Source organism: Heyndrickxia sp. NPDC080065 (genome assembly GCF_050281185.1).
In the GTDB taxonomy this organism is placed as follows: Bacteria; Bacillota; Bacilli; order Bacillales; family Bacillaceae_C; genus Heyndrickxia.
In genome coordinates, this window is record NZ_JBNNWS010000007.1 from 269,964 (window position 1) to 275,963 (window position 6,000).

General features: G+C 36.2%; 6 protein-coding genes. All 6 read left to right on the plus strand.

Going from position 1 to position 6,000, the window contains the following annotated elements:
* The first annotated feature begins 154 nt into the window (after positions 1-154).
* Complete coding sequence (locus ACQKP0_RS10620) at positions 155-1,060, plus strand: TetR/AcrR family transcriptional regulator (RefSeq protein WP_427405809.1); 906 nt, start codon at positions 155-157, stop codon at positions 1,058-1,060.
* A gap of 84 nt (positions 1,061-1,144) precedes the next feature.
* The gene (rpiB, locus tag ACQKP0_RS10625) at positions 1,145-1,588 is read left to right on the plus strand and encodes a ribose 5-phosphate isomerase B (RefSeq protein WP_427405810.1); all 444 of its coding nucleotides are present in this window, start codon (positions 1,145-1,147) and stop codon (positions 1,586-1,588) included.
* Positions 1,589-1,632: 44 nt separating this feature from the next.
* Positions 1,633-2,211 carry a TIGR01440 family protein gene (locus ACQKP0_RS10630; protein ID WP_427405811.1) on the plus strand — a complete coding sequence of 193 codons (579 nt, stop codon included), beginning with the start codon at positions 1,633-1,635 and terminating at the stop codon, positions 2,209-2,211.
* Between the two features lie 406 nt (positions 2,212-2,617).
* Positions 2,618-3,859 (plus strand): serine hydroxymethyltransferase, encoded by a 1,242-nt coding sequence (gene glyA / locus ACQKP0_RS10635; RefSeq protein ID WP_427405812.1) that lies wholly within the window; start codon positions 2,618-2,620, stop codon positions 3,857-3,859.
* 126 nt (positions 3,860-3,985) lie between these two features.
* A complete protein-coding gene (gene upp / locus ACQKP0_RS10640) occupies positions 3,986-4,615 on the plus strand; it encodes a uracil phosphoribosyltransferase (RefSeq protein WP_427405813.1) in 630 nt (209 codons plus the stop codon).
* Positions 4,616-4,724: 109 nt separating this feature from the next.
* Positions 4,725-5,873 (plus strand): non-hydrolyzing UDP-N-acetylglucosamine 2-epimerase, encoded by a 1,149-nt coding sequence (gene wecB / locus ACQKP0_RS10645; protein ID WP_427405814.1) that lies wholly within the window; start codon positions 4,725-4,727, stop codon positions 5,871-5,873.
* The last annotated feature ends 127 nt before the right edge of the window (positions 5,874-6,000 follow it).

The window sequence follows — 6,000 nt, forward strand, 5'->3', positions numbered from 1 at the left end:
GAAAAAATAAGAAATCCAACTTCATTTTGAAAAGTTCCTATACAAAGGGAACACTTTTAATAAGTTGGATTTTTTTATTTTATTAATAGGAATTAGCAGCAACCATTAAAAACCCCCTTTTTTAATGAGCTGATTTTGGATAAAGGTGATACATATGTACGAAAGAAAACAACAAGTCATACAAAAGGCACATCAATTATTTATTGAAAAAGGATTCCAAGCCACGTCCATACAGGATATCTTAGATTATAGCGGGATTTCAAAAGGAACTTTTTACAACTATTTCCCTTCTAAAAGCGAATTGATTAAAGCGGTTTTTCTCTCCATTCAAAATAAATATGAAAGAGAACGAAATGAATTATTAATTGGGGAAAATCTCGATGACATTGAAGTGTTTGTTAAACAACTGGACCTAATGATGCAATCAAATAAAAAAAATAAATTATTTAGACTTGTAGAAGAGGTATTTGTTTCAAATGACTCCGAACTCAAACAATTTATTAAGCGTTTCCAACTCATGCATATAAGTTGGATGTATAACCGCTTTCTCGACTTGTTTGGAGAAGAGAAGAAGCCATATCTTTTGGATTGTACTATAGTTTTTTCAGGGATGCTGCAGCAAATGCTTCATTATAACTTTATGGATAAAGGATCAAAAACTCAAGAAATTGAAATTATTCGCTATTGTGTCGATCGACTAAAAAAAATAGTTGATGATGTAAGTTGTTCACATGTTCAATTATTGAAGCCCAATTTATTAAATATTTGGTTATCAAATTCCTCTAATAATAATGATGATTTTTTTAATGAGCTACTCAATTCTTCAACTGCTTTAAAGAAAACAATCGCAGCAGTCATTGAAAATGAAAATAAAAGAAAGAAATATCTTCAGTTGCTCGATTTCATACAAGAGGAACTGATAAATAATAAGAAGCCGCGTCTTTTCTTGATAGAAAGTTCACTGCTTTCCTTAAATACGTGTCCCCATCTACAACATACGAAAGAACTGGATAATTTTCAACAACTGCTATCTAAATATGTTTTAAAGGATTGTAATTAAAGAATAAGAACATACTTTATAAAATAATCAATGTATGCAAAAATATGATTAAGAAGGATAACTTAAGTAAGCGGAGGAATTAAAATGAAAGTAGCTTTAGCGTCAGATCATGGTGGAATCCATATTCGTGAGGAAATCCGTAATCTATTAGAGGAAATGGGTATTGAGTATCAAGATTTTGGATGTGATTGTGAAGGTTCTGTCGATTATCCAGATTATGCATTACCTGTTGCAAAAAAGGTTGCAAGTGGAGAGTTTGATCGTGGCATTTTAATTTGTGGTACAGGAATTGGTATGAGTATAGCTGCAAATAAAGTAAAGGGAATCCGTTGTGCTTTAGTACATGATGTATTTAGTGCAAAAGCTACACGTCAGCATAACAATACAAATATGTTAGCAATGGGTGAAAGGGTAATAGGCCCAGGTTTAGCATTAGAAATTGCGAAGGTATGGTTGACAACTGAATTTGAAGGTGGAAGACACGAGCACCGGATTGAAAAAATTACAAATTATGAGGATCAAAACTGATAAAAGCTCCTAAATATAATTTCACTAAAAGTGAGGCAATTAGGATGGCAATTGACATTTTGGAATGGAAACAGCAGTTGAAACAAATATTAAACGATTATTCATCTCAAGTTTCCTTTAAAAAAGGACAGGTATTAATTGTTGGATGTTCTACTTCTGAGGTTATAGGTAAAAGAATTGGTACATCAGGAAATGAAGAAGTAGCGTCTATGATATATAGTGAGTTGACAGATTTTGCAAAACAACATGATCTCTATCTAGCATTTCAGTGTTGTGAACATTTAAATAGAAGTTTAGTAATTGAGAGAGAAGTAGCTGAAAGTAAGGGATGGGAAGAGGTTTCGGTTATCCCTGTACGAAAAGCAGGTGGTGCTATGGCAACACTAGCTTATCAGCAATTAAACGATCCTATTGTAGTAGAACATATAAGAGCGGATGCAGGGATCGATATAGGTGATACATTCATCGGGATGCATTTAAAACATGTTGTTATTCCAGTGAGAGTTAAACAAAATAAGCTAGGCTCTGCCCATGTCACTCTAGCAAAAACTCGTCCAAAACTTATCGGTGGAGTTAGGGCAGTATATGAAAATCCAACTTATAATGATCAAGAATCCTGCTAGTTATGGCGGGATTTTCTTTTATATTAGGCTTTATCAAAGCTTATTGTTGATAAAATCACCTGTATGGTATGTGTGAAGCGCCTTCTTTACGAAGTAAAACTAGCTGAACACATACCATACAGGGTTTTATATGAAACAACAACATTGTTTAACAAAGCCTTATATTAAAATTTTATATCATGAAATTTTTAACTTTTAGAATTAATTGATTTGCCTGTAAGAAAACTATGATAAAATAAGAAAAGCGTAAGCGCCTTGGTCAGCCCCGACAAGCAAATGAACTTTCACCAAGGAAGTCCGCTCTTTGACTTCATTGGTGAAAGTTCATTTGACCTCGAGGGGCTAGGCGCTGGAGCTAGACATGAAGAAAGTATTTGACTATTTGTTGACGCAGGAGGGGACTTAAATGAGTAAGATTGCAGAGCAAGACAAAGAAGTGTATCAAGCGATTCAAGATGAGCTTAAACGTCAGCAGACAAAAATTGAATTGATTGCTTCTGAGAACTTTGTTAGTGAAGCGGTTATGGAAGCACAAGGGTCTGTATTAACGAATAAATATGCTGAAGGATATCCAGGACGCCGCTATTATGGTGGTTGTGAATATGTTGATGTAGTCGAGAATCTTGCACGTGATCGTGCTAAGAAAATATTTGGTGCAGAGCATGTAAATGTACAGCCGCATTCTGGCGCACAAGCAAATATGGCCGTTTACTTTACTGTTCTTGAACCTGGAGATACTGTTCTCGGAATGAATCTTTCTCATGGAGGCCATTTAACACATGGCAGCCCTGTTAACTTTAGTGGTGTACAGTATAACTTTGTTGAGTATGGTGTAGATGAACAAAGCCATACCATTGATTATGAAGATGTATTAAATAAAGCTCGTGAACATAAACCTAAATTAATCGTTGCTGGTGCCAGTGCGTATCCTCGAGTGATTGATTTTAAAAAGTTCCGTGAAATTGCAGATGAAATAGGAGCTTATTTGATGGTAGATATGGCTCATATTGCTGGTCTAGTGGCTACAGGTATACACCCAAGCCCTGTTCCATATGCTGATTTCGTTACAACTACTACACATAAAACTTTACGTGGTCCACGTGGTGGAATGATTTTGTGTAAAGAAGAATTTGCTAAGAAGATTGATAAGTCTATCTTCCCTGGGATTCAAGGTGGTCCATTAATGCATGTTATTGCTGCAAAAGCAGTAGCGTTTGGTGAAGCACTTGAAGATAGTTTTAAAGAATATTCACAAAAGATTGTGGATAATGCAAAACGCTTAGGTGAATCTCTAAAAAAAGAAGGTATAAGTCTTGTTTCAGGCGGAACGGACAACCATTTATTATTAGTAGATTTACGTACTTTAAGTCTAACTGGTAAAGTAGCCGAAAAGGTGTTAGATGATATTGGCATTACAGTTAATAAGAACACCATTCCATTTGATCCTGAAAGCCCATTTGTTACAAGTGGCATTCGAATTGGGACAGCTGCAGTAACATCACGCGGCTTTGGAATTGAAGAAATGGACGAAATTGCTTCAATCATCGGAAATACACTGAAAAATCATGAGAATGAAGAAAAACTAGAAGAAGCACGTGCTCGTGTTGCTGCATTAACCGAAAAATTCCCATTATATCCACAAAAGTAATATAAAGAAAGGAGTTTGTTCTGCAGGTCTGCCTTGAGAACAAACTCCTTTTTCGTGTAGAATGGGAATGGTGAATCTGTAATAAAAATAAACTTATTATAAATGATATAAAAAGGAGAGAAAAAGATGGGAAATGTTTACGTAATTGATCATCCTCTTATTCAACATAAGTTAACGTACATACGCGATAAAAATACAGGAACAAAAGAATTTCGTGAGCTAGTTGATGAAGTAGCGGCGCTTATGGCATTTGAAATTACAAGGGATATGCCGCTTCAAGAAATCGAAATTGAAACACCAGTAAGCGTAGCAAAAGCAAAAATTTTATCAGGCAAAAAGATCGGGATTGTACCAATTCTTCGCGCAGGGATCGGTATGGTTGATGGTGTGTTGAATTTAATTCCAGCTGCCAAGGTAGGTCATATTGGTTTATATCGTGATCCTAAGACACTAAAGCCTGTTGAATACTATGTAAAACTTCCTAATGATGTTGAGGAAAGGGACTTCATTTTAGTTGATCCAATGTTAGCTACGGGAGGTTCAGCTGTAGAAGCGATTAATTCCTTGAAAAAACGCGGAGCAAAAAGCATTAAGTTTATGTGTTTAATTGCTGCCCCAGAAGGTGTAGAAGCAATAAAAGAAGCGCATCCAGATATCGATATATATATTGCTGGATTAGATGAGAAATTGAATGAAAAAGGCTATATTGTGCCTGGATTAGGAGATGCAGGGGATCGATTATTCGGTACAAAATAAGTATGGGTTTTTATTTCTTTAAAAAGTAGAATTCATTGGAAGAAGAGTCCGAAATCGGCTTTTGCCGATTTCCTCCAAACTCTTCCCATCTCAAAAAAGGAGACAGGACATGAATAGACCAATTAAAGTAATGACAATCTTTGGAACGAGACCAGAAGCGATTAAAATGGCCCCGCTTGTTCTTGAGCTGCAGAAATACCCTGATACAATTGAATCGATAGTAACGGTCACAGCTCAGCATCGACAAATGCTTGACCAAGTGCTTGATATTTTTAATATTAAACCACATTTTGATTTAAATATTATGAAAGATCGGCAAACACTAATAGATGTTACGACTAGAGGATTAGAAGGCCTTGACCGTGTAATGAAAGAGGCAAAGCCTGATATTGTATTAGTACATGGTGATACGACAACCACTTTTGTTGCAAGCCTAGCAGCCTATTATAATAAGATTGTAGTTGGACATGTCGAAGCAGGACTTCGAACATGGAATAAGTATTCACCTTTTCCTGAAGAGATCAACCGTCAATTGACAGGTGTCATTGCGGATTTGCATTTTTCTCCAACAGAAAAAGCAGCAAATAATTTATTGGCAGAAAATAAAAAGCCGGAAAGCATATTTATCACTGGAAATACAGCGATTGATGCATTAAAAACTACGGTTAAAAATGAATATATTCATAATGTTCTAGAAAAGCTGGGGAATGATCGATTAGTTCTGCTAACTGCCCATCGCCGTGAAAACCTTGGAGAACCCATGCGTCAAATGTTCCGCGCAGTAAAGCGATTGGTTGAAGATCATCCAAATGTTCAAGTTGTCTATCCAGTTCACTTAAATCCAGTTGTACGGGAATTAGCAAATGAAATTCTTGGAAATGATTCGCGTATTCATCTCATCGAACCATTAGATGTGATAGATTTCCACAATTTTGCTAAGCACGCTCACCTTATTTTAACTGATTCTGGTGGAGTTCAAGAAGAGGCTCCATCACTAGGAGTACCAGTATTAGTTCTTCGTGATACAACTGAACGTCCAGAAGGAATTGAAGCTGGTACACTTAAATTAGCTGGTGTGGATGAAGAAACCATTTATCGACTTGCAACAGAATTGTTAACAAATGAAGCAGAGTACGAAAAAATGGCAAAGGCAACCAATCCATATGGAGATGGACAAGCATCGAGGAGGATTGTTCAAGCAATCCAATACTATTTCAAAGAGATCGATGAAAGACCTGAACCATTCAAACCATTATAATCAAGGCGGAGAAATCCGCCTTTTTTTTTTTTTATGTGTGCCAGGCATGGCAACTATCTTGGTGGTGAAAGTCCACTGTGGGGGTACACATCGTCCAACCACTAAGGAAGCGCAAGGTACTTATCGT